This window comes from Pseudomonas sp. DF5, from assembly GCF_058148225.1.
This window is the reverse complement of the sequence record NZ_JBYVYM010000001.1, coordinates 197,626-221,767: the sequence shown is the minus strand read 5'-3', so window position 1 is coordinate 221,767 and position 24,142 is coordinate 197,626. Positions and strand designations below refer to the sequence as shown.

Here is a 24,142-nt window from a genome sequence, read left to right as displayed (position 1 = left end):
TCATATTTTTCGCTACGCCTTCGCCCGATGCTCCGCCGGATTCGGCAAATCAATATGATCCAGCGCTCGCTCCACCAACAACTGCGCCCCATCCGCCATTCTGCTGAGTGCCAGGGCGACTGAGCGGCGGGTGCCTTCGATGTCGTCGGCCAGGTCGGCGGCGATGGCACTGATGGATTTCAGGTCTTCTGAGGCGTTGGCCAGGAGGGCTTCGGTGTCGATGTCGGGGGAGACGGTGAAGAGCTTGCCTTTGCGCTTGGGTTTTTCGTTGGGGGGTGGGGCGAAATGATGGTCGAGGGCGCGTTCAGCGGCTTCGTGGAGTTTTCTGGAATCGAAGGATTCGTAGGGGGATGTGGCTTCGTTTTCAGGAGGATTTGGTGTTGGCTTGAACATAGATGTAATCCCGTAATTAAGGAGCCGACACCGTTTCGCGTGCACTTCGAAAGAGGTGGCAGCTGTGCATAGGTGTGCAAGACCGGCGGGATTACCCGGCAGACCCGAAGGTCTCCCATACACAGCCGCCATAACGGTTCGCGAGCATAGAAAAATGCTCGATGAATTGCCATAACCATTGTGTATCCCGCCGGACTTGCACGTCCGTGTCACCGATTTTGCGGTGACGAACAGAGGTTATCGATGAGCGCGAGCGCTGGATAGTTCATGAACAGCCCGGCGTGTTGAAGGAAATGTCCGATGGTGTCGACGTCTACGTAGGCGGATGATTGAGCGTTTTTAAACACGACACCTGAGCCGTTTAAACCGTAGGTTTTTTGAGTGATCAACATGGATTGTATTTTTAAAAAAGGATACGGCTTCACGGCGGCGCTGATGGGCGCCGTTGTTCTGAGCCTGTTCCTTGGCGGCACGGATGCGTTCGCTGAAGATCAACCTTGCCCGTTCGACGTGCCTCAAACAGAACTGAAGGTTGCAAGCTGCGTTCAGGAAGGGGGCGTGAACGTACTCAAGCTTGTACCCCGTAACCAGCCGGACTACGCCAACAACTTCGATAGTCTCCCCACTGTCATTGTCACTGGGAAAAATCTGCAGGACATTTTGGCGGTTGTCGGAATCGACAATACACGGCGCTACAACAAGCTGATCGAACTGCCTGATGCTGAATCAATCATGGAGTTTTCGGACGCTACGGCGACAGCCAAAGCGTCGATGCAGCAGCAAGGCTGGAAGCTGCTGGACATGAAAAACGTCATTTATCCTGGGCCGGGCGGTGTTGAAGGGTTCGGATTAATCTGCAACACACTTCAAGCAGAAACAGCACAGGGCTTTGTCGTTGTTTCTCAGTGCAATACTTTTTATGAAAGCGAGAGATCAAGCCTGAAAAAGATCCTTTCCAGGATCACCTGCGAACCCCCAAAAAGTGAAGCATTCCCAGCGCTCAACACAGACTCGGGCTCTATCGTTTTCAACCACGCCAAACTGCCCGAAGACGAATCCCAAGACGCCGATGACGTCGCCATCAACGTCGATTATGTAAATTGTGCCGATGGTACAAATAAGAACATAGGCGGCCTGCCATTTTTGGCGGCCACTGGACGAGTGCAAGCGGCTTTCTTTGCGCAGGCTGAACCCGAAGCCGAGCCGATGCTATTCGTCATTCATGCGGTCGGAATCAGAGCTGATACGGGCGTTAATTATTTGGGCGAGTATTACACCACTCATGCGTATTCCCGTACGGCGGCGGGTTATGTGAGAGATGAGCGGCTGTCGAATTATTTTGGTAATGGCGGCGATATTGCGCGCGATTCCGAGTCGTCGGAGTTGATCTACACGTTCCCTTATAAAACCGCTGAGGGGATCGTCGCCAAACTCAATTCTGCCGCCTATAAACGCTGGGCAGCGGGGGACAGGGTGACGCTCACGATTAACAAAAAGACCTCGATTCACAGTTCGCCCGTTTTGGCGGACATGACGAAAATGTATTTGATCAAGGGCGACTCGGTGTTGCAGGAAGGGGTTGAGGCCGGGTGGCTGCAAATCATGTTTAAAACCCCCAAAGGAAAGGAAATTCGGGGCTGGGTTCAATGCAACGATGCCGATGGTTGTTAGTCGATTTTCTATTAGAAATTTTAGAGGCGAGACCGGTCCCGTGATTAATCACTAAATCTCCCGATTTCCTTTAGACTTGCGCCCCTCAAGGAAGACCTCAGGACACGGAATGCCAGTCCCCTCAAATACCCTTCGCCAAGCCCTGGTCGTTTGGCTATACGCCGCCGCACTGGCGCATCTGCTCGTCAGCATCCTGCTGACCTGGGCCGGCCATTCCGGTTTGCTCGACGGCTATCTGCAAACTATCGAAAAAGCCTTCTGGTTGGCCGACACCGTACCCACCGCCGCCCGCGCGCAACAAGTCTGGTGGCTCTCCCTATTCGGCGCCACGCTGCAAAGCTATTCCCTCTACATGCTCGCCCTCGTGCACTTCGGCCATCGTCTTAAAACCCCTATGGCATGGGGCTGGTTGATTGCCGGCATCGTGCTCTGGGCGCCGCAGGACATGTTGATTTCCCTCCAGGCGCAGGTCTGGTCGCATCTGTGGTTCGACAGCTTCGCGCTGCTCACTTTACTGCCTCCGCTGATCTGGCTGTATCGCCACGACCGCCGCACCTCCACCTCAACACACACCGAGTGATGCCAACCATGCCTGACTTTTCTCTCCTGGATTGGGCGATTGCTCTGCTGATTGCCCAGGCCTGCCTGGGGGCGCTCGATACCCTGTATCACCACGAACTGACGGTGGCGTTGCCGTATCGTCATAGTGCCCGGCTGGAGTTGTCGATCCACGCGATGCGCTCGTGTTTCTACGGGATTCTGTTTCTGGGCATGGCGCATCTGGCATTCCACGGCACGTGGGCGATTGTGATTGCGCTGCTGTTCGCGCTGGAGATCGGCCTGACGCTGTGGGACTTCGTGGTCGAGGACCGCAGCCGCAAGTTGCCGGCCATCGAGCGCATCATGCATACCGTGCTGGCGGTGAACGGCGGGGCTTTCTTTGCTCTGTACGGGGGGCAATTGGCGCAGTGGGCGAGTTTGCCTACCGGCCTGAGCGCTATCGATTTCGGCTGGCGTGGCTGGTTGCTGACGCTGTTCGCTATCGGCGTTACGGCTTCGGGTATTCGTGACGGATTGGCGGCGTTGCGCATGCAGCGCGAAGGTAAGCCGTCTAACCCGTTCGCTGGCGGAGCTTACAAACGGGTACTGGTGACCGGTGGCACCGGGTTTATTGGTGAAGCCTTGGTCAATCAATTGCTCGACGCCGGCCACACCGTCAGCGTGCTGGCTCGCGATCCTTTGAAAGCCGCGTACCTGTTCGACGGCCGCGCCCGTTGCCTGCGCTCGCTGAGCAAACTCGGTTACAACGAAACCTTCGACGTGGTGATCAACCTGGCGGGGGCGCCGGTTGCTGGTCCGCGTTGGAGCGCCAAGCGTCAGGCGCAACTGATCGCCAGTCGCGTCAATACCACCGAAGCGCTGATGACTTGGCTGAAAAATGCCACGCATAAACCGGCGCTGTGGATTCAGGCGTCGGCCATTGGTTTCTACGGCGTGCGCGATGCCAGCGAACGTCTCGATGAAACATCGACCAGGGGCGATGGCTTCATGGCCGAACTCTGCGCGCAATGGGAAACGGCCGCGCAACCGGCCACTGAGTTCGGTGTGCGTCAGGTGGTGATGCGCCTCGGCGTGGTGTTCGGGCCGGGCGGTGCGTTGTTGCCGTTGCTGATTCCGTTTCGCCTGGGCTTTGGCGGACGCATGGGCGATGGTCAGCAGATCATGAGCTGGGTGCATCGCGACGATGTGATTCAAGTGATCGCACGCGCATTCGATGATGAGAGCTTGAGCGGCACTTACAACTTGGTGGCGCCGGATACGGTCAGTCAGGCAGCGTTTGCCGAGCAGGTCGGCAAGGTCTTGAAGCGTCCGGTGTGGTTTCACATTCCGGCGGCACCGGTGCGCGCACTGGCGGGGGAAATGGCTCAACTGTTTTTCGACGGCCAGCGTGTGGTGCCCGAGCGTTTGAGCGAGGCGGGCTACACGTTCCGCTATCCAACCCTCGACGCCGCCCTGCGCGATCTGGCCTGAGGATTGTTCATGAGCAAGCCCCTGATGTACCTGCTGGCCGGCAACGGTAGCGCCGCCGATTGGTGGGATGATGCGCTGCCGCACTTTCAGCGCTATCAGGTGGTGCCGCTGGAGTTGCCGGGCTTTGGCAACAATTCACAGGCACCCTGCGAAGACCTCGCGGCGTACGCTCAAGCGTTGCTCGCGATGACGGTGCAGGGCAGCGCGATCATGGCGGTCGGGGTGAATGCGTTGCTGGTGTTGCATGCGCTGCAACGTCAGCCGGGGCACTTTTGCCGCAGTGTGTTGCTCGCGCCAGTCGGGGCGTTCTTGTGGCAACGACGGCTGCCAGCGTTGATGTCGCCGCTGCCGATTCGCAAGACCATTCACTGGTTGCTGGCGAACAAACCAGCGCTTTTTAAACACAAGTTCTCCAATCAGACTTGGACACCCGCGCAATACCAGCGCATGGGCGCCGGGTATGCCCGCTGCCGCGCGTTTGTGCCGCACTGGGACTTGGTGCGAGCAGACACCGCGTTGCCGCTGCTGGAGTGGATCACTGATCCGGTCGAGCTGGTCTGGGGCGATCAGGACAATGTGCTGGGCATCGCTCAGGCCGCAGCATGGTCAGCCATTCTTGCCCGCGCCGATTTGACCATCAGCCTGAAACCCGGTTGGGGTCATTACCCGTGGGTCGACTCGCCGGCCGAATTCGCTGCGTGGCTGGAGTCGGGCGAGCGTGGGTTCGTCGCGCATACCAAGGGCGGGCGCTTGCGTCTGGTCGAGTTGGCCGGGCAAGCTGTGCCGCCGGCGCTGTCACTCAATGATTGTCACGATGAACGTCTGCCGGCGTTTCTCGCGAGCCAACCGGACGCCACGTGGGCGGTGCGCTCCTCCAGTTATGGCGAGGATCAAGCCGATGCGGCGAACGCCGGGCTGAGCACCACATTCCTGCGGGAACCGACGCCCAACGTGCCTGCGCGCATTGCCGAGCTGAGCGCGGCAGGTGTGGAAGAAGTGGTGGTGCAACGCTTCATCACACCGCAGTTGTCCGGGATCGCTTTTGTGCGACATCTGTCGGTGGAACTGGAATGGGTCGAAGGTCATCTTGAGTCGTTGGCCGATGGTCGGGTGAGCCCCGAGCGGGCGATCCTTTCCCGCCTCGGCGACTCTTGGGGCAGCGATACTTTCAAACCTTCCCACGGCCTGACAGCGGACCTGTTGTGGCGTTTTCTGCAAGACGTGTTGCGAGTCTTCCATTACGTGCCTGGCGACGTCGAATGGGCCTGGGATGGCCAACAACTATGGTTGCTGCAATACCGGCCGATCAGCGATTACGGCTGGCGTCGGCACCTGACTGCCGCCAACATCGCCGAGATCCTGCCGCCCCAACCCAGCACTTTGGTGGAGTACGCCCAACGGCGTGCAGCGGCGAGTATTCCAGCGATCATGGCGCGTTGGGATTCGCGGGTGTTGCAGGACAACGAACCGTTCACGGCGGTGTTTAGCGGCGCCTCGTACATCAACAACGATTTGTTTCTCGCACGACTCGCAGACTGGGGCATCTCTGCCAGCAGCTACGCCGGCGAAGTCGGTGGCGCGACTCCGTATCTGCCTTGGCGACCGCTACGGATGTTACATTCGCTACCGTTATTCCTGCGTATGCAGCGCGTTGCTCGCGGGCATTTGCTGAGCCTTGAGCATGGCTTGCGGCGCTTCGACGGTGAGCTGTCCGAGCTCACCACCCAAGGCGCCGACGGCCGGCAACTGGCCGACTGGTTCACCCGATTTTATGTGTTCGTGGTGCAAGGCAATCTGTGCATCGCCACCTCACTGGCCAGCAGCGGCGGCGACCTGTTGGGACGGCCACCGACGGCTTATGACGACCTTGAACACAGCCCACATCGTCTGCCGTGGGAAACCGATCCCGCCACACCGCGCCCGGCACCAACCGACCTGCCGTTGCAGGCCTTCCCGCAGTGGCCGGGGTTTATCCGCTTAGCCCATTCAACTGGCCTGCCGGGCCTGCGCGGCTACTACCTGCAAGTGCGTGAGTGGTATCGCGACAATCTCATGCGGATCTTCTTCCGCCTCCATCACGCCATGCCGCTGGCAGATCGCGAGCATTGGTTTGCGCCGCATCCCGACGTTCGTACCCGCGACGGCAGCTTCTGGCAGGACGGTCGCGAAGGCACGGAGCAGGCGACCGGGTTCATGATTTATCCGGGGCAGGTGCGGGGCATTCTTGGCGCTGACATCTTGCTGGAAGACACCCTCGATCCGGGGCGTCATGCCCACTATCAGGCTGCGCGGGCGGTGATTGCGCGAATGGGCGGGCGGTTGTCTCACGGCTCGACGCTGTTGCGTGAACTGCGCAAGCCCTCGGCGGTGATGCCGCAGGTTGATCCGGCGTGGCTGGGGTGTGAGGTGGTGTACCGCGATGGTGAGTTGAAGTTGATCATTCCAGCGAACAAAGGATGAACCGACTGCTGTTGAGCAGTCGTCGATAACGTTATGCACAGGGATGTCGGTTGATGGGCTTAATCAAGTCTTCATGGCTGCGGGGTTCGCTACTTGGCTGGGTTGCGCTGACGCATACAGCTCTCGCCGCCGATGCCGTGGTGGTCGGCGGTGAGTCAGGCCAGTCGGCGGTTGCACACGGTCCGACCGAGGCTGTTATCGAGCTGGATACGTGTCGGTTCTCCATGCCGTTGTTGCAAGACCAATGGCTGACGTTCGATCGCTTTTATCTGGTGTTTGTCGCGGGTAAACAACTGCCCGCTGGGGCCCGCGCGCCTGGTTTATGGCAGGCGGAAACGTCGAGCGGTTATGACTGGCATTTCGAGAAGTCCGGCAACCTGAGTCAGCCGTGGTTTGGCGTGATGTGTGAAAACGCTGACAGCTTCTCCCGGCTCACGGCCCGGAAGCCCCCGGAAGAGGACTCCATCGCGCTGCAAGTCCTACGTGATGACAACGACCGCAGATGCCCGGCGACCCTGACCGATCACGGTTGGGAGCCCACGTCGCTGGCGGGCCCCAAGAAAAGCTACACCTTCGAGGCACTGGGTGGGGAGAAGTCATCTGGGTTCATCTTCGGTTTCCATGACAAGTCACGACGTCACATCACTCGCGTTGCTTTCTGCTTGCTCAGGGGCGAAAGCGTACTGATCGGCTCAGCAGAGTCAGGCTCATCCACTCCTTTGGCTATCAGCGCCGAAGGGTTTGAACAAATCAAAACAGCGGTGCGCAGTATTGTTTTTGAGAAAGCAGCCCAATGATGTACCCCATATACGGAGTTACAGCGTGAAAGGATGTTCAGTTCTACTCGGAGGCCTCTTGGCCATTGCCACGTCCATGGCTTTCGCCGCCGACCCGGACTTCAAGGACTACACCGTCACCCCAGTGTTCACCAGCGCCAACCATGAACCGGTACCGCAAGAAAACGGCAACGCGATGATGGATCAAGCACGAGCGCGGGCTCTGAAAGGCAAGGTCAATTTCGCCGGTCATTACATCCTGTACAGGCTCGGTTGTGGCGGCAGCGCCATTTGCGGCGAAGTGCTGGATGCGCGTACGGGGGACGTTGTCGTCGGGCTGCCGAACGCATACGACGGCAGCACTTTCGATATGGCCTACCAGCCCGATAGCCGCTTGATCTTCATTTCCGGCCTCGCGCTCGATGGCGAAGAAGACGCGCAAGGCAATCGGTTGGAAAGTCGTTACCGGGATCGTTACTACGAGTTTGTGAACAATGAGTTTCGGCTGCTGACGATCACTGACGCGGAATCACCGCCGCTTGATTAAGGATGATTGGATGAACCGTTTTTTCATTCAGCCCACGCTGAATGCTCTTTTACTTTTGCCCCTCGCCTACGCCATCCCGGTAACCGCCGAAGCAGGAGCCGACGGCTATGCAAAGTGCCTCGCAAAAAAACAGCCCAGTTAACGGTGAAAGGGAATTTTCCATGAATCAGCGTCTTCTCGCGGGCAGCCTTTCGCTGCTGCTCTCGTTTCCAGCCTTCGCCGCGCCTTCGGATGCCTACACCCAACGCGATGTCATGCAGTGTGACGGCGTTGAAGTGGTGTTGGTGTCGTCCTGTCGATCCGTGACGGTGCAGGACACTGAAACCCACGTAATCCCGGTCTGCTCCGACCAGACAATCAACATCGGCGGCAAAGTGCTTCGGCGCAACATCGACAAAGTTTCACAGCTCACGTCCGACGGTGCGAAGACGAAGATGCTGAGTAACGTGGTAGTGGCGATGGATTGTGTGAAAGGAACCACGGGCAGCCTGGTTTCAATCGGCGGTTATGGCGGGTGCGGATCCTGCCCTGAATGGCGCGGTTATTACTCCACGGCCGGACGGTTAGAGCATTACAGCTACAGCAATAGCTATCGGTCGTTTGGTTCGAAAGGTTCTTGGGAGGGGCTCATCGAGGCTTATGGCGTCACGAAGAGACAACTGCAATCGGAAAGCCCTGCAGTGAAAAGGATCGTTTATGGCCAGCCTTAAGTGGGTATTGATGTTCGGCAGCCTGTTTGCCGCCAGAGCCTTTGCCGAAGACCTGCCAATAGTCGGTGTCGGCGGGCACGCAGTGACGTTTCGGGCGACAGAATGGACGATGCCCGGTGTGGAGTCGGCGACTGCTTGGTTCACCGCAAGTGGTAAAACGTTCCCGCTCTTCAGCATCGACGTTGGTGCTGATGGGCACTCCGGTTGGCTCAGTCCTGACAAGAAAACCTTGTTGCTCGACCCGGTGAGCTTCGGCATGTTGTCGGTCGAGAGTGGTGAAGAAAAACTGGTGTCGCAACAGCATTGCGATGTGATCTCGATGGAGACCGGTTGCGTGCTGGCTGAGCGTTCTGCCAGTTTTTGTGTCGGTAAATGGGTGGGCAATCAGTGGGTTTCCAACGACGGTGAAGTGTTCAATCCCGTCCTGGAGACGAAGCCCCCAAAGGACTTGTTGAGGCATGTCGTGGACATCGAGCCGGCGCAGTCCCGCGCGGAATCCATCGAATGGAGCCTGAGCTTTTTGAGTCCGGAGTCCTACATGGCGTGTCATCCACCGGCGCGTAATGTTCAGGCGTTCAATGACTTGGGTTTCTACTTGGCCGAGGGTGGTAACGATGAGCTTGCACTGAAATTTTATCGAGGCGTTGAGGCGCTCGGTAAACGCACAGTGTTGATGTTGAACATCGCCGATTCACTGTGGCGCCTTGGTCGCGAAGACGAAGCGCAGCGATATTACAGCCAATACCGCGACGCAATGAGCGCCGACGGCAAGGCGCAGAAAATTCCGCAACGTGTAGTTGAGCGATCTGTAATTCAGGGAATGAAAAATTGAATATGTTTGTGCGCTGTATCGCGTTGTCCTTTGGATGCCTGTTTGCCTCCATCGCGATGGCCAAGGACGAATGCAAAGAGACCACCGTGAGCTGGCAGATCGATCTGTGCGTGGAAGCGGCACGCAAAGAAGCCGACGCACAGCTCAATGCTAGTTACAAGAAACTGCTAGCGCGGTTCGAGTCTCAGCAGCGGCGCGACCCTGAACAGGGCAAGGCGTTGATGGCGATGGCCAGAGAGGCCCAGCGCGCGTGGATCAAGCTGCGCGACACCACGTGCCCGCTCGAAGCCACGGAAAGCGAGCCCGGTGTGGCGCTGCATGTTACGACTATCAACAACTGCGTGGCCAGAATGAGCCTGGAGCGTGCGGCTTATCTGGACACTATCGTCGCTGATGAGCCGGGTAATGTGGTTGATCTCAACAAGGTGTTCCTGTCCGGCTCCCAGCGCTTCGGCGATGTCGTAGCGCGTTATGTCAGCACCTTTGGCAGCCCTTGTTTGACGGTTCAGATTTTGGCGCCTAACGGCGGTTGGAGAGTGCTTTCCTCCAAGCGGTTTTGCAGTTTTGACGGCAAATCGTTTTGGGATGGCTATGCCAGTGCGTTGTTTGAGGATCATGCATTTTCTGCCGATGGTTTACACCTGACGCTCAGCTTGTTCGAGCTTCGTGGGGACGGAGAGAAGCGTCTCGCCTGCGTGATTCCGATTCAGAATGAGCAAATCAAAGAACTGAAGTGCGGCGCACCTGAGGCAGCGTGAAACCATCAGTGTAAACATTTGAAAATTGATCAACAGGGAAGTGGGTGGAATTGGCCAGGCTCTTAAGTTTTATTGCTGCGCTCGGATGCATGGTCGGTTTGGCGGCTCAACCGGCATCGGCAAGTGACCTACAAACCATAGGCGAGCTGCATCCGCCGGTGGTTGCTTCGTTGGGTGATCAAAAGATCACGGTGTTCTTTTTGAAGAACAACCTTAAAGGTCAGGTTGGGGGCGTGCATGTGCCTGATGCTGAAATTTTCTACGCACCCATGAATGCGGTGAAGCCTTCGCTGAATTATGTGTGGAAGGTCGAAGGCGAACAAATTGCCTCGGTGTTCTTCTTCGAGCGCAAATTCCCTGAGCGAGCGGGGAAGTCCATGTTTGTTCTGACAAAACACAAAGTCTCGCACAGCCATTTCGAAGGTGATTCCTATTCGGTGCTGGAACTGCCGCTCTTCAAGGACGGCGATCACTTGTCCTTGCAGTTTTTTCGCGGTGACCCGCCAGACCCTGAGTTGCAGAACTGCCGCGACGGTCTAAATCTGGAAGATGACGTAGAAGTCGAGTGTGCTTACAAGGATGCGGCGAGCATTAAGAAGCGCTTGGAAGACTTGGATGCAAAGATGATTGCGGATTCAAAACTGGGTCAGGGCAACCGTCAGAAGACACTACAAGCCGATGGTGGCGCGGCCAGTGATTCTTGCCCCTCGACCGACTTTTTAACGTTCCTCTCAGCTTTCTCCGAACGCGCAGACGTGCAGAAAGCCTTCGTCCAACAACCGCTGAAAATGGTCACGACTGTGGCGGGAGATCCCGAGCCTGAGATGGAAAAGCGCAGCGTCAGTGGTGATCAGATCAAGTTTCCAATCATCCCGGATCGTGTGAAACGAGAGGCCGATGGTCTTACGTTGACCGTCAAGGAAGAGCGGAGCAACAACGCCACGGCGATCCTGCAGAAGCCGGATACCGACTATGTCTTCGAGTACCGGTTTGTTCGTGGGCAATGTTGGCGGCTGGAAGAAGTGATGGATTATTCGCTTTAAAAACGCAGGAGGCGTTACCGAGCGGCAGGGTTTTGTTCGATCAGGAATGAGTTTGTAACCAGGGAGGCATGTTGAAAAAATTACTGTTGCTGGCGTTGCTACTTTGTTCTTTGCCTGTGGCTGCGCAACCGATGTTCCCGGCACTCAAGTCCTGCGAGAGTGCTGGTAGCGATTGCGTGTTGAGGCTCGATAGCAATTTTTTCCTGGTGGACGTCGCCTCCGGGAAGCGACTGTCCGAGACCGCGGAGTCGGCAGGGGCTTTGAATGGTTTCTGGCTGTATCGAGATGGAGATCGGTACATCCTCGAGAACGAAAATTACTCTCAGGCGAAGTCGCGTCGTTGGTTGGTTTTTACCTATAACAACGGCAGGGTGGTGCTAGACGGCGCGTATATTTTTTCGATAGACATGGCTGAGACGGGGCCGTACTGGCATGGCTATGACTGCCGAGGAAACTCCAGTCTGTTCACAAACCCAGGTAGTGAGCCTTTCAGTGACGCCGCTTTGGAAGAGTTGTGCGGTGGTGCCGAAGGCTGGGTCGTCTCGGGGAAGGATTCTGTGGTGCCCGTATCGGCCAAAGGTCTGGCCGTCAGCGTCCCCGTTTACCACGCCCGCAACCGCGACGGTTCTGCGACGTACCTGTTTACTGAAAGCGATGTTCCGGATCTTTCGAAGCTGGTGTGCCTGTCCAATTGTGCCGATGTCGCACAAACGCCGGAGCGCGTCTCGCAAGAGACCGCGCCATTGAAGGGCGGGCAGGATGGAACGTTGTGCTCGGATGACGAAGATATTTACTTCAGCTGTCCGTTGGACGGCGGCAAAACGGTTTCTGTTTGTGCACGTGGAAACAGCAAGCCTACGGCCGGCTCTGTTCAGTACCGTTATGGCGTGCCGGGAAAAATAGAGATGATCTATCCGAAGAGTGCCTTACCGCCCAAGGGCAAGTTCTTTGTTGTGAATGCGTCGGAAGGCAGCGTGAACCTGAACATTATCAAGTTCAAAACTGGTCCTTATACCTATCTCGTTAACCAAGCCTTTGTCAGTTATCTGACCGTGCTCAAGGATGACAAGCTTGTGTTCAGACAGCGTTGCGGTGCGGGAAGTTATTCTTATATCAACCGGGCAGCGCTCCAAGGGTTGCAGTCACGTCCTAAAAGCGCAGAAGACTTTCGCTAGCCCGGGCTGGTAATGAAGATCGAGAAAGGGGACTCAACGTCCCCTTTCTCTTTCTGTGGTCCCTTTATGCCTTAGCCCGATGCTCCGCCGGATTCGGCGAATCAATATGATCCAGCGCTCGCTCCACCAACAACTGCACTCCATCCGCCATTCTGCTGAGCGCCAGGGCGACTGAGCGGCGGGTGCCTTCGATGTCGTCGGCCAGGTCGACGGCGATGGCGCTGATGGACTTCAGGTCTTCGGAGGCGTTGGCCAGGAGGGCTTCGGTGTCGATGTCGGGGGAGACGGTGAAGAGTTTGCCTTTGCGCTTGGGTTTTTCTTTGGGTGGTGGGGCGAAATGGTGGTCGAGGGCGCGTTCGGCGGCTTCGTGGAGTTTTCTGGAATCTAAGGATTCGTAGGGGGATGTGGCTGGGTTTTCTGGGGGATTCGGTGTTGGCTTGATCATTTGAGTAGTACCGATATTAGGAGCTAGCACCGTTTCGCTTGCACTTCGAATGAGGTGGCAGCTGTGTATAGGTGTGCAAGACCGGAATCGGCAAACCGGCAGACCCGAAGGTCTCCCACACACAGCCGCCATAACGATTCGGGAGCATAAGAAAACGCTCAATGAATAGCCATAACCGATTGTGTGCCGATTCCGGACTTGCACGTCCGAGTCACCGATTTTGCGGTGACGAACAGAGGTTATCGGTGAACGCCAAGGTCGCCTAGTTCACGGACAGCCCGGCGTTTTGAAGGAAATGTCCGAGTGGTTTGAGGGCATTAAGATCAAAAGATCGCAGCCTTCGGCAGCTCCTACAGGAATGTGTTTCTTTAGGTGTAGGTCGGGTCCCTCAGAATGAAGTGCAAAGCGTGACTTAGCGGTCATCATGCGGGAAAAGCGGTTCATCTTCTTCTAACACAACCCGACAGTGGCGTTCTGGCTTGGAGCCGCTACACTGCGCCGGCCGTTCATTTTTCTTTTGAGGCTGTGCGCATGAAATTTCGTTTTCTTCTGTGGATGCTGGGTTTGTTGATGGGTAAGGCCAGTCGGACTAATCCTGCGTTTCAGCAGCAGTTGGGTGACAAGGCGTTGGTGTTTCAGCTACAGACCCTGGACGGGAAGGTGGCTCGGCATTTCTTTGTGAAGGACCAGCGCATTACCAGCAAGTCGGGCGTGTATGCCGAGCCTGCGTTTGCGATTGCCTTTAAAGACGCGGCGTATGGCTTTGCCACGATGCAGGCGAAGAACAAGCAGCTGGCGTTTATGACGGGGATTCAGGACAAGTCGATTCAGATCAAGGGCAACCCGGCGCTGGTGATCTGGTTTCAGGGGTTGACCAAGTATTTGAAGCCGAAGAAGGCCAAGCCGAAGGCATAGGTCTTTCAGGTAGTTCGCCAGGACAAGCCGGCTTCTTCAGCCTTCCGGCTCAGGAGGCCCGGCGTCCAGTGGCTGGCCCCGGTATGTCTTGTAGATCTGCTGGACTTGCGGGTTGTCCAGGTTTTCGTATGTGATGTCTTCCTTGTCCAGGCCATCCAGGCCTCTGATGCCACTGATGGTCTCTGGCCATTCGTCACGACTGGATATCTCGACTACGAACGGGTTGAGGTAATTATCGAGATGCCTTTCGCGAGGCTCTCGGATCTCGTCGCTGAGTGCCCGCAGATAGTCGTCTTTGCTTGTCCTTGACCAGTCGATGGCGAACCCGGCCCGATAACAGAGTTCCATGAAGACTAATAGAATCGTGCGCCCATTGCCGTCCAGGAAGGGGTGTGCGAAAGCCAGCTGGCCCATCACCCCGCCGGGATGGTCCCTGAAGCGTTTCTTGTCAGCTGCTAGCTGAAGCGCATAGTCGACAGACATTTTGATGGAGTCCGGGCGCTCGAAGACGGTGCTGCGGGGATCGTCGAGGGAGCCCTTGAAGACTGCGAGGTGAGGGACAAGCTCGTTCCGGTCTTTTCCCGCCCAGTGATAGAGGCCGGAGAACAGTATTTCGTGAACTTTGAGTACTGTCTTGTAATCGATTGGCTTCTTCTTAGCCAAATAGGTAAGCGCATCTTCGATACTCAATTCGAACGAAAGATGCTCTGACTCTTTTACTTCAGTGGGATCTTTCAGTTGCAGCGAGTTTTGAAGATATCCAGCAGTTTCGAAGTCGCCGAACGGATCAAAAGTCATGCGCTACGTTTCTGTGCACGCCTTTCCTGAAGATAGCGCCCTTGGAGCGCCAGGATTTCAGATTTGCTCAGAACGCCTTTTCTCTTGAGATTGACGAGCAACTGTTCGATGCCATCCAACTCGACGACATCACCAGCCAAACGGGTAATGCACACGGCCATGCGACTCATGCCGTCACGTCTAGCAGTAACCTTGTTGTCTTTAGCAAGCTTGCGGACTTGGCTTGCAACACTGACAGCAGCTGTTTGGGTCATCGGAAAGCCCTCTATTTGCAGTCAAATCATAGCAGCGGGCTTGCTTCCTGTCTTCGTTGGCTCATCGCGGGCAAGCCCGCTCCCACAAGGATTACCTGAATCCTGCGTGGCTTGGTCCGGGCGGCGATCCGACGATGCTTTTAGGCCTGGCTAAATTGCGAAGCCAATTCGCGCAGCAGCACTTCAGCTTCAAGCACTTTGCTGACCACATCGTTGGCTTTGTCGCGAGTCAGGCCTACGCGCTCCAGCAAGGCATCCGGAATGTCTTCATCCGGCCCCGAGCCAATCCCGCGACTACGCAGCAAACGCACGGCCAAACATACGAGGTTCGGGTACTCGGCGTAGTCGCCGTCGTAGCTTGGGTCGTGCTGGAAGCGCAGGGCGGTGGCCAGTTCTTCGGGCATGTCCCAGTAGCGCATCAGCCATGAGCCGATCTGTTCGCGGCTGATGCCCAGCAGGTGTTGTTCCACGTAGCTGTGGCACAGGTGCGGGTTGACCTCCAGGTGGCGGCAGATCAGCGAGAAGTGCGGCGGGAAGACGTGGGCCAGCAGCAGGTAGCCGAAGTTGTGCAGCAGGCCGGCGAGGTAGGTCAGGCCGGCTTCCGGGCGCTGGGCGCGGGGCATGGCGCGGGTCAGGCCTTCGATGACGGCGGCGGTGTAGATCGATTGCTGCCAGTACGGCGTGGTGTGTTGCGGGTGGTCTTTGGGCAGGCTCAGGGTTTTGCCCAGGGCCAGGCCCAGCGCCAGGTTGATCACCAGGTCGAAACCCAGCACGCGGACGATGGCGTCTTCCACTGAACGAATCTTGCCCGGCGAGGCGTAGTACGGCGACGCCGCCCAGCTGACGACTTGCGCGGCCAGGGCTGGGTCGGTTTCGACCACGCCGGTGATGTCGTCGATGGTGGCGTTGGGGTCGACCCGCAGTTTGATGATTTTTTGCGCGGTTTCGGCCAGTGGCGGAATTTCGATGGTCGCTTCCAGGCGTTGCTGAATGCGCCGCGCGGTGAACGCTTGCACGGCCTGGGTGATTTCCTCGCGGTCATCGTCGGGGCGGTCGAGGTTCGGGCGGATGCTGTGCACGGCTTCGCCGAAGTTGCCGGCGCTGGCCTTGGTGAGCATGGTTTTGAAATCTTCGCTGGTGATTTCCAGCAGCACGCCTGGCTCGCCCGAGTTGATCAGCAACTTCGGTTCGCGCAGCAGGCTTTCGTCATACAGGCACGGTGAGCTGGTGAGCGCCGGCAGGCCGGGCAGCAGGCTCAGGCTGTGTTTGCCGAGCATTTTTACCAGGCGTTCGGTGGATACAGCGGTCAACCGGCGGCCAGTGAGTTCGGCGAGGCGGTTGAGGTCGAGCAATTGATTTTGCGGAAACAGCACCATGAGCGCGCCGACGGCATCGTCCAGCAAAACCGCCTGCACTTTGCGCGCGGCGTTCAGGCCGTGATGGTCGAGGACTTCCTGGTAGGCGATGCCCAGTTTGCCGAGCAGCAGCCGAATAACAGACGGAGCGTGCGGGGTTTCAGGGGCGAGGGCAGCTTCTGTCATGGTCTGTATCCGTTTTCAAACAATTGCAGGAGTATAACCAGCTTGTTTACGGCCAGGGTCCAGAAACTGCGACAGTGCTCACACTTGGCCGTATTGCTGCCCATGGCGTAGCCAGCGGTCGAGCAGCGGGCTGACGTGATCCGGCCAGCGCTCGAGCAAAGCCTGAGCGGCGTCGCGTACGGCGGGCAGCAAGTCGGCGTCGCGCATCAGGTCCGCGACCTTGAATTGCAGCAGGCCAGTCTGGCGTGTGCCGAGCATTTCGCCGGGGCCGCGCAGTTCGAGGTCTTTTTCGGCGATGACAAAACCGTCGTTGGTTTCGCGCATGATGCCCAGCCGCTGACGGCCAATCTGCGACAGCGGCGGATGGTAAAGCAGCACGCAATGGCTGACGGCGCTGCCTCGGCCGACGCGGCCTCGCAGTTGGTGCAGTTGCGCGAGGCCAAGGCGCTCGGGGTTTTCGATGATCATCAGGCTGGCGTTGGGCACGTCCACGCCGACTTCGATCACGGTGGTGGCGACCAGCAGTTGCAGGTTGCCGGCCTTGAATTCGGCCATGACGGCAGCTTTTTCGGCGGGCTTCATGCGGCCGTGGATCAGGCCGACCTTCAACTCGCCGAGGGCGGCGGTGAGGTCTTCGTATGTGGTTTCGGCGGCCTGGCAGGTCAGCTCTTCCGACTCTTCGATCAGCGTGCACACCCAATAGGCCTGACGGCCCTCGGCACAAGCGCCGCGCACCCGTTCGATCACTTCGACGCGCCGGGTGTCGGTGACCAGCACCGTGTTCACCGGGGTGCGACCGGGGGGCAGTTCGTCGAGGATCGAGGTGTCGAGGTCGGCGTAGGCGCTCATGGCCAGCGTCCGCGGGATCGGCGTAGCGGTCATGATCAGCTGGTGCGGACACATCCGCCCGCCGACGCCTTTCTGCCGCAATGCCAGGCGCTGCTGCACGCCGAAGCGGTGCTGTTCGTCGATGATCGCCAGCGCCAGGTTCTTGAACTGCACTTCGTCCTGGAACAATGCGTGGGTGCCGACCACCATCGGTGCGCCCCCCGCGATCTGCTCCAGCGCGGCCACGCGGTTTTTGCCCTTGAGCTTGCCCGCCAGCCACGCAACTTCGATGCCCAGCGGTTCGAGCCAGCGCTTGAAGGTGATGAAGTGCTGCTCGGCGAGGATTTCGGTGGGCGCCATCAGTGCGACCTGATAACCCGCTTCCAGCGCCTGAAGCGCGGCGAGGGCGGCAACCACGGTTTTGCCCGCGCCAACGTCGCCCTGAATCAGCCGCAGCATCGGTTCGTGCTGGCTGAGGTCGTAAGCGATTTCGTTGCCGACCCGTTGCTGGGCGCCGGTCGGGGTGAAGCCGAGGTTGGCCAGATACTGTGCTGGCAGCTTGGTGGCTTTGGGCATGGCCGGCGCGCGCAGGGCACGCATGCTTTCGCGCAGGCGTTGCTGGGACAGTTGATGGGTCAGCAGCTCTTCAAAGGCCAAGCGGTGCTGGGCCCAGTGATGACCGAGGGCGAGCTCATCGACGTCAGCATCGGCGGGCGGGTGATGCAGGTAGCGGATCGCATCGGCCAGCGGCGCCAGTTGATAGTCCCGGGCCAGTTCGGTCGGCAGCCAGTCGGGCAGGCTGCTGGGGCCGAGCAGGGTCAGGGTTTGCATGCACAACTGGCGCAAGCGCTGCTGGGTCAGGCCTTCGGTGAGCGGGTAGACCGGGGTCAGGGTTTCATCCACTGGCGGCGGCTCATCGCCGGTAATGGCGCGGTATTCGGGGTGGTAGATCTCCAGCCCCGAGGCACCGGGCCGGGCTTCGCCGTAGCAGCGAATACGCGTGCCGCGTTTGAGGCCTTCTTTCTGGGCGTTGCTGAAATGGTAGAAGCGCAGGCTGAGCCCGCCGGTGCCGTCCTGCAGACGGACAACCAGGCTACGGCGCCGGCCCATGACCACGTCGGCGCCGCTGACGGTGCCTTCGATCACCGCGTCTTGCCCGGGTCGCAAATGGCCGATCGGGACCACGCGGGTGCGGTCCTGATAGCGCAACGGCAGGTGGAACAGCACGTCCTGGAGATTCTCCAGACCGACCTTGGCCAGTTTCTCGGCCATGGCTTCGCCGACACCCTTGAGTGCCGTCACCGACACTTGCGACAACTCGGTCATGACAGCGACTTAACCGGCCACCACCGGCGCTGGCGGCTTGGCCACCGAGCACAGGCGAATGGAGTCGGCGAGGATTTCAATCGCCTTGGGCCGCGGGAAGCTCGCGCGCCAGGCGATGGCTACGGTGCGGAACGGCACCGGCGCACTCAATGGACGCACTTCGATCACGCCGGGGGCGTAGTGGTGGCTGTCCACCGCCGACAGCGGCAGGATCGAAATGCCCAGGCCAGAGGCGACCATGTGGCGGATGGTTTCCAGCGAGCTGGATTCCACGGTGGTGTGCTTGGCGCCGTCGTTGCCTTTGGCCAGGGTCGGGCAGGCTTCCAGCACTTGATCGCGGAAGCAGTGGCCTTCACCGAGCAGCAGCAGGCTCTTGTCGTTGAGCAGGGCGGCGTCGATGGATTCTTTTTGGGTCCACGGATGCTGGGCCGGCATCAGGACGTAGAACGGCTCGTCGTAGAGCTGCAAGGTCAGCACGTCGGCTTCGTTGAACGGCAGGGCGATGATGATCGCGTCGAGCTCGCCGTTGCGCAGTTTGTCGCGCAGCACGTGGGTGAAGTTTTCTTCGATGTACAACGGCATCTGCGGGGCGACCCGGTGCAGTTGCGGAATCAGGTGCGGGAACAGGTACGGGCCGACGGTGTAGATCGCGCCAACTTTCAGCGGTGCAGTCAGCTGGTTCTTGCCGGCCTGGGCCAGTTCGCGGATGCCTTGGGCCTGTTCCAGGACTTTTTGCGCCTGGGCAACAATGCCTTCGCCCACCGGGGTCAGGCGCACGGCGCTCTTGCTGCGCTCGAAAATCAGCACACCGAGTTCGTCTTCAAGCTTTTTCACGCCCACCGACAGGGTCGGCTGGCTGACGTGGCAACGCTCGGCCGCGTGGCCGAAGTGCTGCTCTTGGGCGAGGGTAACGATGTAGCGTAATTCTGTGAGAGTCATAGCAAGCGTCCATGAAGTTGCGGGCCAAGCATACCGGCTGCAATCGATAGACGCACGTTATCAGACTGAGTGTGCTAAGTGACACTGGGCAATGCAGGTTTGCCGTTTCCAGATATGCAAAAAGGCACCTTTCGGTGCCTTTCATAGGTTTTGCAGTCGCCGAAGAACCTGTGGGAGCGGCGGTGTTTCAGCGTCGGCGTTTTTCCAGCGAGTAAACAAACGGTGCAGTGATTTCGATGGTGCCGTTGTTCAGCATGTCGGCCGGTGGCTTGGGCAGCGGTTGGGCGCGGCGGATCATTTGCAGTGTGGCCCGGTCCAGGTCGGCAGTGCCCGAGCGGTCCACCAGTTCAAATGACAACACGTTACCTTCGGCATCTACCACGAAGCGCAGGCGATTCAAACCTTCCTTGCCTCGCATCCGTGCACTGGCCGGGTACTCTTTGTACTTGGCCAAGTGCGCGAGCAGGGTTCCTTGCCAGTTAGCTTTAGCCGCTTGCTGTGCCGGTGATGGACCGGGAGCCGGCTGAGCGGATTTCTCCGTCGGCGCCTGGGTTGGCTGCGTGTCGCTAGGCTTCTCCTCGGAAGGCTTTTCCTTCGGCGGCTCCGGCTTTTTCTCCACAGGCTTGGGCGGTTGCGGTTTGGGCTTGGGTTTGACCGGCTTGGGCACGGCAATCTCGGCCTTCGGCGCTTCAGCGAGTTTCGGAACCGGTAGTTCTTCCACCGGCGCCGGCGGCTGTGGCGGCGTGATCACCTTCGGCGGTGCGGGCGGTGGTGGTGCGGGCATCGGCGCCAGCTCGACCATCATCGCTTGCGGCGGCAGCTCGATCGGAGGGCGTGACGTCCAGTTCAGCGCCAGCGCAATGGCCAGCGCATGGACGCCCAGCACCACGGCCAGGCTACCGCTGTAACGCGTCAGCTTTTGGCGCGTGTTGATCATTTTTTGGCTGCCGTCTCGAGTCCGACCAGACCGACCTTCAGGTAGCCGGCGGCGCGCAGGGCGTCCATCACGCTCATCAGGTCACCGTAATCCACGCCTTTATCGGCCTGGAAGAAGATCGTCGTGTCTTTCTTGCCCTGGGTCTTGGCGTCGAGTGTGGCGCCGAGGGCTTCGGCCTTCACTTCGTCTTCGCCGAGGAACAGGCGCTGGTCAGCCTTGACGCTGAGGAACACCGGTTTCTCTGGCCTCGGCGCCGGTTTGGCGGTGGAGGCGGGCAGGTCGACCTTGATGTCCACGGTGGCCAGCGGCGCCGCCACCATGAAGATGATCAACAGCACCAGCATCACATCGATGAACGGCGTGACGTTGATTTCGTGGTTCTCGGCCAGATCGTCGTCTGCGCCTTCTTTCAAATGCAGGCCCATGGCCGATTACCCCACTTTCACCATGTGCGGATGCGAGCTGCGCTCGGGCGGCTGGTGGTCGAGGTCGCGGCTGACCAGCAGCAGAACTTCTGCCGAGGCGTCGGACACTTGCGCCTTGTAACCGGCGATGGAGCGGGCGAAGACGTTGTAGATGACGACGGCAGGAATCGCCGCCACCAGGCCCAGCGCGGTCGCCAGCAGGGCTTCGGCGATGCCGGGAGCCACGACGGCGAGGTTGGTGGTCTGGGTTTTGGCGATGCCGATGAAGCTGTTCATGATGCCCCACACGGTGCCGAACAGGCCGACGAACGGTGCGGTGGAACCGATGGTGGCCAGCACGCCGGTGCCGCTGCTCATGTTGCGACCGCAGGCGGCAACCAGACGCTCGAGGCGGAAGCTCACGCGTTCCTTGATGCCTTCCTTCTCGCGGCTGTTGGCCGACAGGCGCATTTCTTCCAGCGCGTCGTGGACCAGCAGATTGGCGAGGGTGCCTTCCTTGGCCGCTGTCGAGCTGGCTTCTTTAAGGGTGGCGGCTTTTTTCAGGTGGGCGATTTCATCGCGCAGACGACGCTTGGCGCCCATCAGCTCAAAGCCCTTGGCGATCCAGATAGTCCAGGTGATGATCGAAGCGATGGCCAGGCCGATCATCACGATTTTCACGATAATATCGGCGTTCTTGTACATGCCCCATGGCGACAGGTCGTGGGCCATGCCCAGCGAGTTGTCGGCTTCGAGTACTTGCGGCATGTCAGCGGCGTCTACGGCCTGGGCCGGATCGGTCGCGGCAGGTGCGGTTTGAACGGTTGGTGTTTGAGTGGCAGCAGGCTGTGTGGCCGGCGCTTGTACATCGGCGAATGCGGCGGCCGGCGTCAGCATCAGGCTGAGCAGCAGGGCGGCTACCGCGCTCCAGGCGCGAGGTCGTTTGGTTGGCGAAGCGGGGAATTGATTGGGTGTCATGCTGGCCGGACCTGAGAAAGAAAAGGGTAAATGCTCTTCCAGGCCTCGTAAGGCCGAGAACAAAAGTGGCTGGCATTATTGCAATTAATTCTTGTTAACAAAAGTAATAGCGTCTCTTTTTTTCTTCCATTGCTAGCTGCTCATTCATTTCGGGCGCTGGTCTGTACCTTTCTTGAGGGAGTTTTCTGATGTCCGCGCCCACTGTTTTGATCGCCGGTTGCGGTGATGTCGGCAGCCGTCTGGCTACGCAATTGTTGAATTCGGGGTGGGAGGTTCACGGCTTGCGGCGTGACGTCTCACGCCTACCCCAAGGGGTGATTGGCGTTGCCGGTGACTTGTTCAATAAAGACTGCCCGGCGACCTGGCCAATCGGGGCGGTGGATTACCTGGTGTATTGCGCGGCAGCTACCGATCACGATGAGGCCGGATACCGCGCCGCTTATGTTCAGGGTTTGCAGCACGTGTTGGAATGGCTGGGCGACTACGGGCAAGTGCCCAATCGGCTGCTATTCGTTTCCAGCAGCAGTGTTTATGGTCAGCAGGACGGTGAGTGGGTCGATGAAACCTCGCCGACGGTGGCGGGCGGTTATTCGGGGCGTTTGATGCTGGAAGCCGAGCAAGTGGCGCGTAATAGCGGCATTCCGGCCAGCATCGTTCGCCTGACCGGTATTTATGGTCCGGGTCGAGAGTGGCTATTGACTCAGGTTCGTCGCGGTTATCGCGTGGCGATCGATCCGCCGTTGTACGCCAACCGCATTCACGTCGATGACGCGGCGGGGCTGCTGGCGTTTCTGCTGGAGGCGGATCGGCGTGGGGTGGTGCTGGATGATGACTACATCGGCGTCGACGATGCGCCAGCGCCAATGGCAGAGGTGGTGGGCTGGTTGCGTGAGTACTTGGGTGTGACCGAATGGGCCGAGGATGCGAGTGTGCGCCGCGCCGGCAGCAAGCGCTGCAGCAATGCCCGGGCGAAGGCGTTGGGTTGGGCGCCGAAGTATTCGAGTTTCCGCGAGGGCTATGCCGCGATTCTTGAAGGTCGCTGCTAATTTCCGGGCCCATCAATATTGTAGGAGCGAGGCTTGCCCGCGAAGACGTCGTAACATCCAACATCAACGTTGATTGTTACACCGTCTTCGCGGGCAAGCCTCGCTCCTACAATGGGTTTTGCGTTGGCCTTAGGGCCGGGTTACTGCTTTTTGAGCAACCACTTGCGCTCGCCGGGGGCAAACTGTGGCATCTCGTCTGCCAAGGCGGTGTTCACGGCCTGAAAGAGCTCCAGTTCCTTGCCTTTGCGGGCGAAGATCCAGGTATTGCCCTGACCATTGAGTTGCAGCCAGATGTTGTCGTTGCCGATGCTCATCGATGCGCAATCGCCGGTCAGGCACAGGGCGTAACGGTCGGCGCCGGGCAGACCGGACACTTGGCCATCGGCCTGAAACTGCACGGTGCCACCTTCGCCTGGGCCGTTGATGATTTTCCAGCTGCCGCCCATGTAAGCCGAGTACAACGCACGCTCAAAGCTGGCACCGATCGGTGCCCCATCCGGGACCTGGATCTGGGCGCGGTCGAAAAGCTGCTCTGGTTCGTTTTCGCTGGCGACTTGGTGCAGTTGCTTGCCATCACGCTTCAGCTCGCTGGCGGAGCTGCCATAAAAGTCGACTTTCCAGGCGCCGGACTCTTCACCCAGCAACTTACCTTCGACGTTTTCAAAACCATTGGTGTAGCGGGCCTGACCGGCTCTGGTGTTGACGTTCCATTCCAGGTTCGGGCCATAGGCCTGGAGCGCTTCACGCAGGGAGCCGCCTTTGGAGGCTGAATCGATCGCCGCCTGATTGATCCAGGTGCCGCTGATGTCGCGGTCGGCAGGGTTGCTGGCACATCCGCCCAGGAGTAGGGCGACCAGCGAGAGAGCTAGCGCATGGCGCATGATGGAATCCTTTCAGAACCCTTTTACAAGATCAGTCGGCGCAGCCTCGCAAGGCTGCGTCGGACACATTACTCGATGACCAGAATGGCATCCATTTCAACCTGCGAACCCTTTGGCAGGGCTGCAACACCGATGGCGGCGCGGGCTGGGTAAGGCTGGTCGAAGTACTTGCCCATGATCTCGTTGACCTTGGCGAAGTGGCTCAGGTCAGTGAGGAAAATGTTCAGTTTGACGATGTCCTTGAACGAACCGCCAGCGGCTTCAGCCACGGCTTTGAGGTTCTCGAAGACCTGGACGGTCTGGGCTTCGAAGCCTTCGACCAGTTCCATGGTTTTTGGGTCCAGAGGAATCTGACCCGACATGTACACGGTGTTGCCAGCCTTGATCGCCTGGGAGTAAGTACCGATGGCGGCCGGGGCCTTGTCGCTGTTGATAACGGTCTTGGTCATGTATG

26 protein-coding genes are annotated in these 24,142 nt (G+C 58.8%); 14 read left to right on the top strand and 12 right to left on the bottom strand.

Going from position 1 to position 24,142, the window contains the following annotated elements; all coding sequences use genetic code 11:
- Window positions 1–12: 12 nt before the first annotated feature.
- Window positions 13–393, bottom strand: coding sequence for a DUF6124 family protein (locus AC30D7_RS01090; RefSeq protein ID WP_477746108.1), 381 nt, complete (start codon window positions 391–393; stop codon window positions 13–15).
- A 390-nt stretch (window positions 394–783) separates the two neighbouring features.
- On the opposite strand from AC30D7_RS01090, the gene AC30D7_RS01085 reads away from it, so the two are divergent.
- The 12 genes from AC30D7_RS01085 to AC30D7_RS01030 all read left to right on the top strand — a co-directional run bounded on the left by AC30D7_RS01085 (window position 784) and on the right by AC30D7_RS01030 (window position 12,396).
- Complete coding sequence (locus tag AC30D7_RS01085) at window positions 784–2,064, top strand: hypothetical protein (RefSeq protein ID WP_490132835.1); 1,281 nt, start codon at window positions 784–786, stop codon at window positions 2,062–2,064.
- Window positions 2,065–2,173: 109 nt separating this feature from the next.
- Entirely contained in the window at window positions 2,174–2,644 is a 471-nt protein-coding gene (locus AC30D7_RS01080; protein WP_490132705.1) for a cell division protein, read from the top strand.
- Between the two features lie 8 nt (window positions 2,645–2,652).
- A complete protein-coding gene (locus AC30D7_RS01075) occupies window positions 2,653–4,095 on the top strand; it encodes a TIGR01777 family oxidoreductase (RefSeq protein ID WP_490132704.1) in 1,443 nt (480 codons plus the stop codon).
- A 9-nt stretch (window positions 4,096–4,104) separates the two neighbouring features.
- A complete protein-coding gene (locus tag AC30D7_RS01070) occupies window positions 4,105–6,555 on the top strand; it encodes an alpha/beta hydrolase (RefSeq protein WP_490132703.1) in 2,451 nt (816 codons plus the stop codon).
- A gap of 53 nt (window positions 6,556–6,608) precedes the next feature.
- The gene (locus AC30D7_RS01065) at window positions 6,609–7,352 is read left to right on the top strand and encodes a hypothetical protein (protein WP_490132702.1); all 744 of its coding nucleotides are present in this window, start codon (window positions 6,609–6,611) and stop codon (window positions 7,350–7,352) included.
- A 76-nt stretch (window positions 7,353–7,428) separates the two neighbouring features.
- Window positions 7,429–7,878 carry a hypothetical protein gene (locus AC30D7_RS01060; RefSeq protein ID WP_490132834.1) on the top strand — a complete coding sequence of 150 codons (450 nt, stop codon included), beginning with the start codon at window positions 7,429–7,431 and terminating at the stop codon, window positions 7,876–7,878.
- Window positions 7,879–7,888: 10 nt separating this feature from the next.
- Entirely contained in the window at window positions 7,889–8,020 is a 132-nt protein-coding gene (locus tag AC30D7_RS01055; protein ID WP_256580758.1) for a hypothetical protein, read from the top strand.
- 19 nt (window positions 8,021–8,039) lie between these two features.
- A complete protein-coding gene (locus AC30D7_RS01050) occupies window positions 8,040–8,588 on the top strand; it encodes a hypothetical protein (RefSeq protein ID WP_305479391.1) in 549 nt (182 codons plus the stop codon).
- Entirely contained in the window at window positions 8,575–9,420 is an 846-nt protein-coding gene (locus AC30D7_RS01045; RefSeq protein WP_490132701.1) for a tetratricopeptide repeat protein, read from the top strand. The genes AC30D7_RS01050 and AC30D7_RS01045 overlap by 14 nt, the downstream gene beginning before the upstream one ends.
- Window positions 9,421–9,422: 2 nt before the next feature.
- Window positions 9,423–10,178 carry a lysozyme inhibitor LprI family protein gene (locus AC30D7_RS01040; protein ID WP_490132833.1) on the top strand — a complete coding sequence of 252 codons (756 nt, stop codon included), beginning with the start codon at window positions 9,423–9,425 and terminating at the stop codon, window positions 10,176–10,178.
- Window positions 10,179–10,222: 44 nt separating this feature from the next.
- Window positions 10,223–11,221: a hypothetical protein gene (locus tag AC30D7_RS01035; RefSeq protein ID WP_490132700.1), complete on the top strand. Its 999-nt coding sequence runs from the start codon at window positions 10,223–10,225 to the stop codon at window positions 11,219–11,221.
- 68 nt (window positions 11,222–11,289) lie between these two features.
- Window positions 11,290–12,396, top strand: a complete 1,107-nt coding sequence (locus AC30D7_RS01030) for a hypothetical protein (RefSeq protein ID WP_490132699.1) — start codon at window positions 11,290–11,292, stop codon at window positions 12,394–12,396.
- A gap of 64 nt (window positions 12,397–12,460) precedes the next feature.
- On the opposite strand, the gene AC30D7_RS01025 is transcribed toward AC30D7_RS01030, so the two are convergent.
- Window positions 12,461–12,841: a DUF6124 family protein gene (locus AC30D7_RS01025; RefSeq protein WP_490132698.1), complete on the bottom strand. Its 381-nt coding sequence runs from the start codon at window positions 12,839–12,841 to the stop codon at window positions 12,461–12,463.
- A gap of 531 nt (window positions 12,842–13,372) precedes the next feature.
- Between AC30D7_RS01025 and AC30D7_RS01020 the strand changes: the two genes are divergently transcribed.
- The gene (locus tag AC30D7_RS01020; protein WP_008007623.1) at window positions 13,373–13,756 is read left to right on the top strand and encodes a hypothetical protein; all 384 of its coding nucleotides are present in this window, start codon (window positions 13,373–13,375) and stop codon (window positions 13,754–13,756) included.
- A 36-nt stretch (window positions 13,757–13,792) separates the two neighbouring features.
- Here AC30D7_RS01020 and AC30D7_RS01015 read toward each other — a convergent pair whose 3' ends face one another.
- From AC30D7_RS01015 to exbB, 8 genes are all read right to left on the bottom strand, one after another.
- The gene (locus tag AC30D7_RS01015; RefSeq protein ID WP_490132697.1) at window positions 13,793–14,554 is read right to left on the bottom strand and encodes a Fic/DOC family protein; all 762 of its coding nucleotides are present in this window, start codon (window positions 14,552–14,554) and stop codon (window positions 13,793–13,795) included.
- Window positions 14,551–14,808, bottom strand: a complete 258-nt coding sequence (locus AC30D7_RS01010) for a hypothetical protein (RefSeq protein ID WP_028939153.1) — start codon at window positions 14,806–14,808, stop codon at window positions 14,551–14,553. The genes AC30D7_RS01015 and AC30D7_RS01010 overlap by 4 nt, the downstream gene beginning before the upstream one ends.
- Window positions 14,809–14,948: 140 nt before the next feature.
- The gene (locus tag AC30D7_RS01005) at window positions 14,949–16,349 is read right to left on the bottom strand and encodes an aminoacyl-tRNA deacylase and HDOD domain-containing protein (protein WP_490132696.1); all 1,401 of its coding nucleotides are present in this window, start codon (window positions 16,347–16,349) and stop codon (window positions 14,949–14,951) included.
- Window positions 16,350–16,427: 78 nt separating this feature from the next.
- On the bottom strand, window positions 16,428–18,503 hold the full coding sequence (gene recG, locus AC30D7_RS01000; RefSeq protein ID WP_339525939.1) for an ATP-dependent DNA helicase RecG: 2,076 nt from the start codon (window positions 18,501–18,503) through the stop codon (window positions 16,428–16,430).
- 9 nt (window positions 18,504–18,512) lie between these two features.
- On the bottom strand, window positions 18,513–19,442 hold the full coding sequence (locus tag AC30D7_RS00995) for a hydrogen peroxide-inducible genes activator (RefSeq protein WP_008007618.1): 930 nt from the start codon (window positions 19,440–19,442) through the stop codon (window positions 18,513–18,515).
- 187 nt (window positions 19,443–19,629) lie between these two features.
- The gene (locus tag AC30D7_RS00990; RefSeq protein ID WP_490132695.1) at window positions 19,630–20,379 is read right to left on the bottom strand and encodes an energy transducer TonB family protein; all 750 of its coding nucleotides are present in this window, start codon (window positions 20,377–20,379) and stop codon (window positions 19,630–19,632) included.
- Window positions 20,376–20,804, bottom strand: a complete 429-nt coding sequence (gene exbD / locus AC30D7_RS00985; protein WP_019580461.1) for a TonB system transport protein ExbD — start codon at window positions 20,802–20,804, stop codon at window positions 20,376–20,378. The genes AC30D7_RS00990 and exbD overlap by 4 nt, the downstream gene beginning before the upstream one ends.
- Window positions 20,805–20,810: 6 nt before the next feature.
- Window positions 20,811–21,761: a tonB-system energizer ExbB gene (gene exbB, locus AC30D7_RS00980; protein ID WP_490132694.1), complete on the bottom strand. Its 951-nt coding sequence runs from the start codon at window positions 21,759–21,761 to the stop codon at window positions 20,811–20,813.
- Window positions 21,762–21,949: 188 nt separating this feature from the next.
- Between exbB and AC30D7_RS00975 the strand changes: the two genes are divergently transcribed.
- Window positions 21,950–22,807: an SDR family oxidoreductase gene (locus AC30D7_RS00975; protein WP_490132693.1), complete on the top strand. Its 858-nt coding sequence runs from the start codon at window positions 21,950–21,952 to the stop codon at window positions 22,805–22,807.
- Between the two features lie 140 nt (window positions 22,808–22,947).
- Here AC30D7_RS00975 and AC30D7_RS00970 read toward each other — a convergent pair whose 3' ends face one another.
- Both AC30D7_RS00970 and AC30D7_RS00965 read right to left on the bottom strand, forming a co-directional pair.
- The gene (locus tag AC30D7_RS00970) at window positions 22,948–23,688 is read right to left on the bottom strand and encodes a hypothetical protein (RefSeq protein ID WP_490132692.1); all 741 of its coding nucleotides are present in this window, start codon (window positions 23,686–23,688) and stop codon (window positions 22,948–22,950) included.
- 68 nt (window positions 23,689–23,756) lie between these two features.
- Complete coding sequence (locus AC30D7_RS00965; protein WP_003177257.1) at window positions 23,757–24,137, bottom strand: RidA family protein; 381 nt, start codon at window positions 24,135–24,137, stop codon at window positions 23,757–23,759.
- Window positions 24,138–24,142: the final 5 nt, after the last annotated feature.

Excerpts from the sequence above, each read along its gene's own strand:
- AC30D7_RS01090 (WP_477746108.1), bottom strand. The coding sequence starts at position 393 with ATGTTCAAGCCAACACCAAATCCTCCTGAAAACGAAGCCACATCCCCC.
- AC30D7_RS01085 (WP_490132835.1), top strand. The coding sequence starts at position 784 with ATGGATTGTATTTTTAAAAAAGGATACGGCTTCACGGCGGCGCTGATG.
- AC30D7_RS01080 (WP_490132705.1), top strand. The coding sequence starts at position 2,174 with ATGCCAGTCCCCTCAAATACCCTTCGCCAAGCCCTGGTCGTTTGGCTA.
- AC30D7_RS01075 (WP_490132704.1), top strand. The coding sequence starts at position 2,653 with ATGCCTGACTTTTCTCTCCTGGATTGGGCGATTGCTCTGCTGATTGCC.
- AC30D7_RS01070 (WP_490132703.1), top strand. The coding sequence starts at position 4,105 with ATGAGCAAGCCCCTGATGTACCTGCTGGCCGGCAACGGTAGCGCCGCC.
- AC30D7_RS01065 (WP_490132702.1), top strand. The coding sequence starts at position 6,609 with ATGGGCTTAATCAAGTCTTCATGGCTGCGGGGTTCGCTACTTGGCTGG.
- AC30D7_RS01060 (WP_490132834.1), top strand. The coding sequence starts at position 7,429 with ATGGCTTTCGCCGCCGACCCGGACTTCAAGGACTACACCGTCACCCCA.
- AC30D7_RS01055 (WP_256580758.1), top strand. The coding sequence starts at position 7,889 with ATGAACCGTTTTTTCATTCAGCCCACGCTGAATGCTCTTTTACTTTTG.
- AC30D7_RS01050 (WP_305479391.1), top strand. The coding sequence starts at position 8,040 with ATGAATCAGCGTCTTCTCGCGGGCAGCCTTTCGCTGCTGCTCTCGTTT.
- AC30D7_RS01045 (WP_490132701.1), top strand. The coding sequence starts at position 8,575 with ATGGCCAGCCTTAAGTGGGTATTGATGTTCGGCAGCCTGTTTGCCGCC.
- AC30D7_RS01040 (WP_490132833.1), top strand. The coding sequence starts at position 9,423 with ATGTTTGTGCGCTGTATCGCGTTGTCCTTTGGATGCCTGTTTGCCTCC.
- AC30D7_RS01030 (WP_490132699.1), top strand. The coding sequence starts at position 11,290 with ATGTTGAAAAAATTACTGTTGCTGGCGTTGCTACTTTGTTCTTTGCCT.
- AC30D7_RS01025 (WP_490132698.1), bottom strand. The coding sequence starts at position 12,841 with ATGATCAAGCCAACACCGAATCCCCCAGAAAACCCAGCCACATCCCCC.
- AC30D7_RS01020 (WP_008007623.1), top strand. The coding sequence starts at position 13,373 with ATGAAATTTCGTTTTCTTCTGTGGATGCTGGGTTTGTTGATGGGTAAG.
- AC30D7_RS01015 (WP_490132697.1), bottom strand. The coding sequence starts at position 14,554 with ATGACTTTTGATCCGTTCGGCGACTTCGAAACTGCTGGATATCTTCAA.
- AC30D7_RS01010 (WP_028939153.1), bottom strand. The coding sequence starts at position 14,808 with ATGACCCAAACAGCTGCTGTCAGTGTTGCAAGCCAAGTCCGCAAGCTT.
- AC30D7_RS01005 (WP_490132696.1), bottom strand. The coding sequence starts at position 16,349 with ATGACAGAAGCTGCCCTCGCCCCTGAAACCCCGCACGCTCCGTCTGTT.
- recG (WP_339525939.1), bottom strand. The coding sequence starts at position 18,503 with ATGACCGAGTTGTCGCAAGTGTCGGTGACGGCACTCAAGGGTGTCGGC.
- AC30D7_RS00995 (WP_008007618.1), bottom strand. The coding sequence starts at position 19,442 with ATGACTCTCACAGAATTACGCTACATCGTTACCCTCGCCCAAGAGCAG.
- AC30D7_RS00990 (WP_490132695.1), bottom strand. The coding sequence starts at position 20,379 with ATGATCAACACGCGCCAAAAGCTGACGCGTTACAGCGGTAGCCTGGCC.
- exbD (WP_019580461.1), bottom strand. The coding sequence starts at position 20,804 with ATGGGCCTGCATTTGAAAGAAGGCGCAGACGACGATCTGGCCGAGAAC.
- exbB (WP_490132694.1), bottom strand. The coding sequence starts at position 21,761 with ATGACACCCAATCAATTCCCCGCTTCGCCAACCAAACGACCTCGCGCC.
- AC30D7_RS00975 (WP_490132693.1), top strand. The coding sequence starts at position 21,950 with ATGTCCGCGCCCACTGTTTTGATCGCCGGTTGCGGTGATGTCGGCAGC.
- AC30D7_RS00970 (WP_490132692.1), bottom strand. The coding sequence starts at position 23,688 with ATGCGCCATGCGCTAGCTCTCTCGCTGGTCGCCCTACTCCTGGGCGGA.
- AC30D7_RS00965 (WP_003177257.1), bottom strand. The coding sequence starts at position 24,137 with ATGACCAAGACCGTTATCAACAGCGACAAGGCCCCGGCCGCCATCGGT.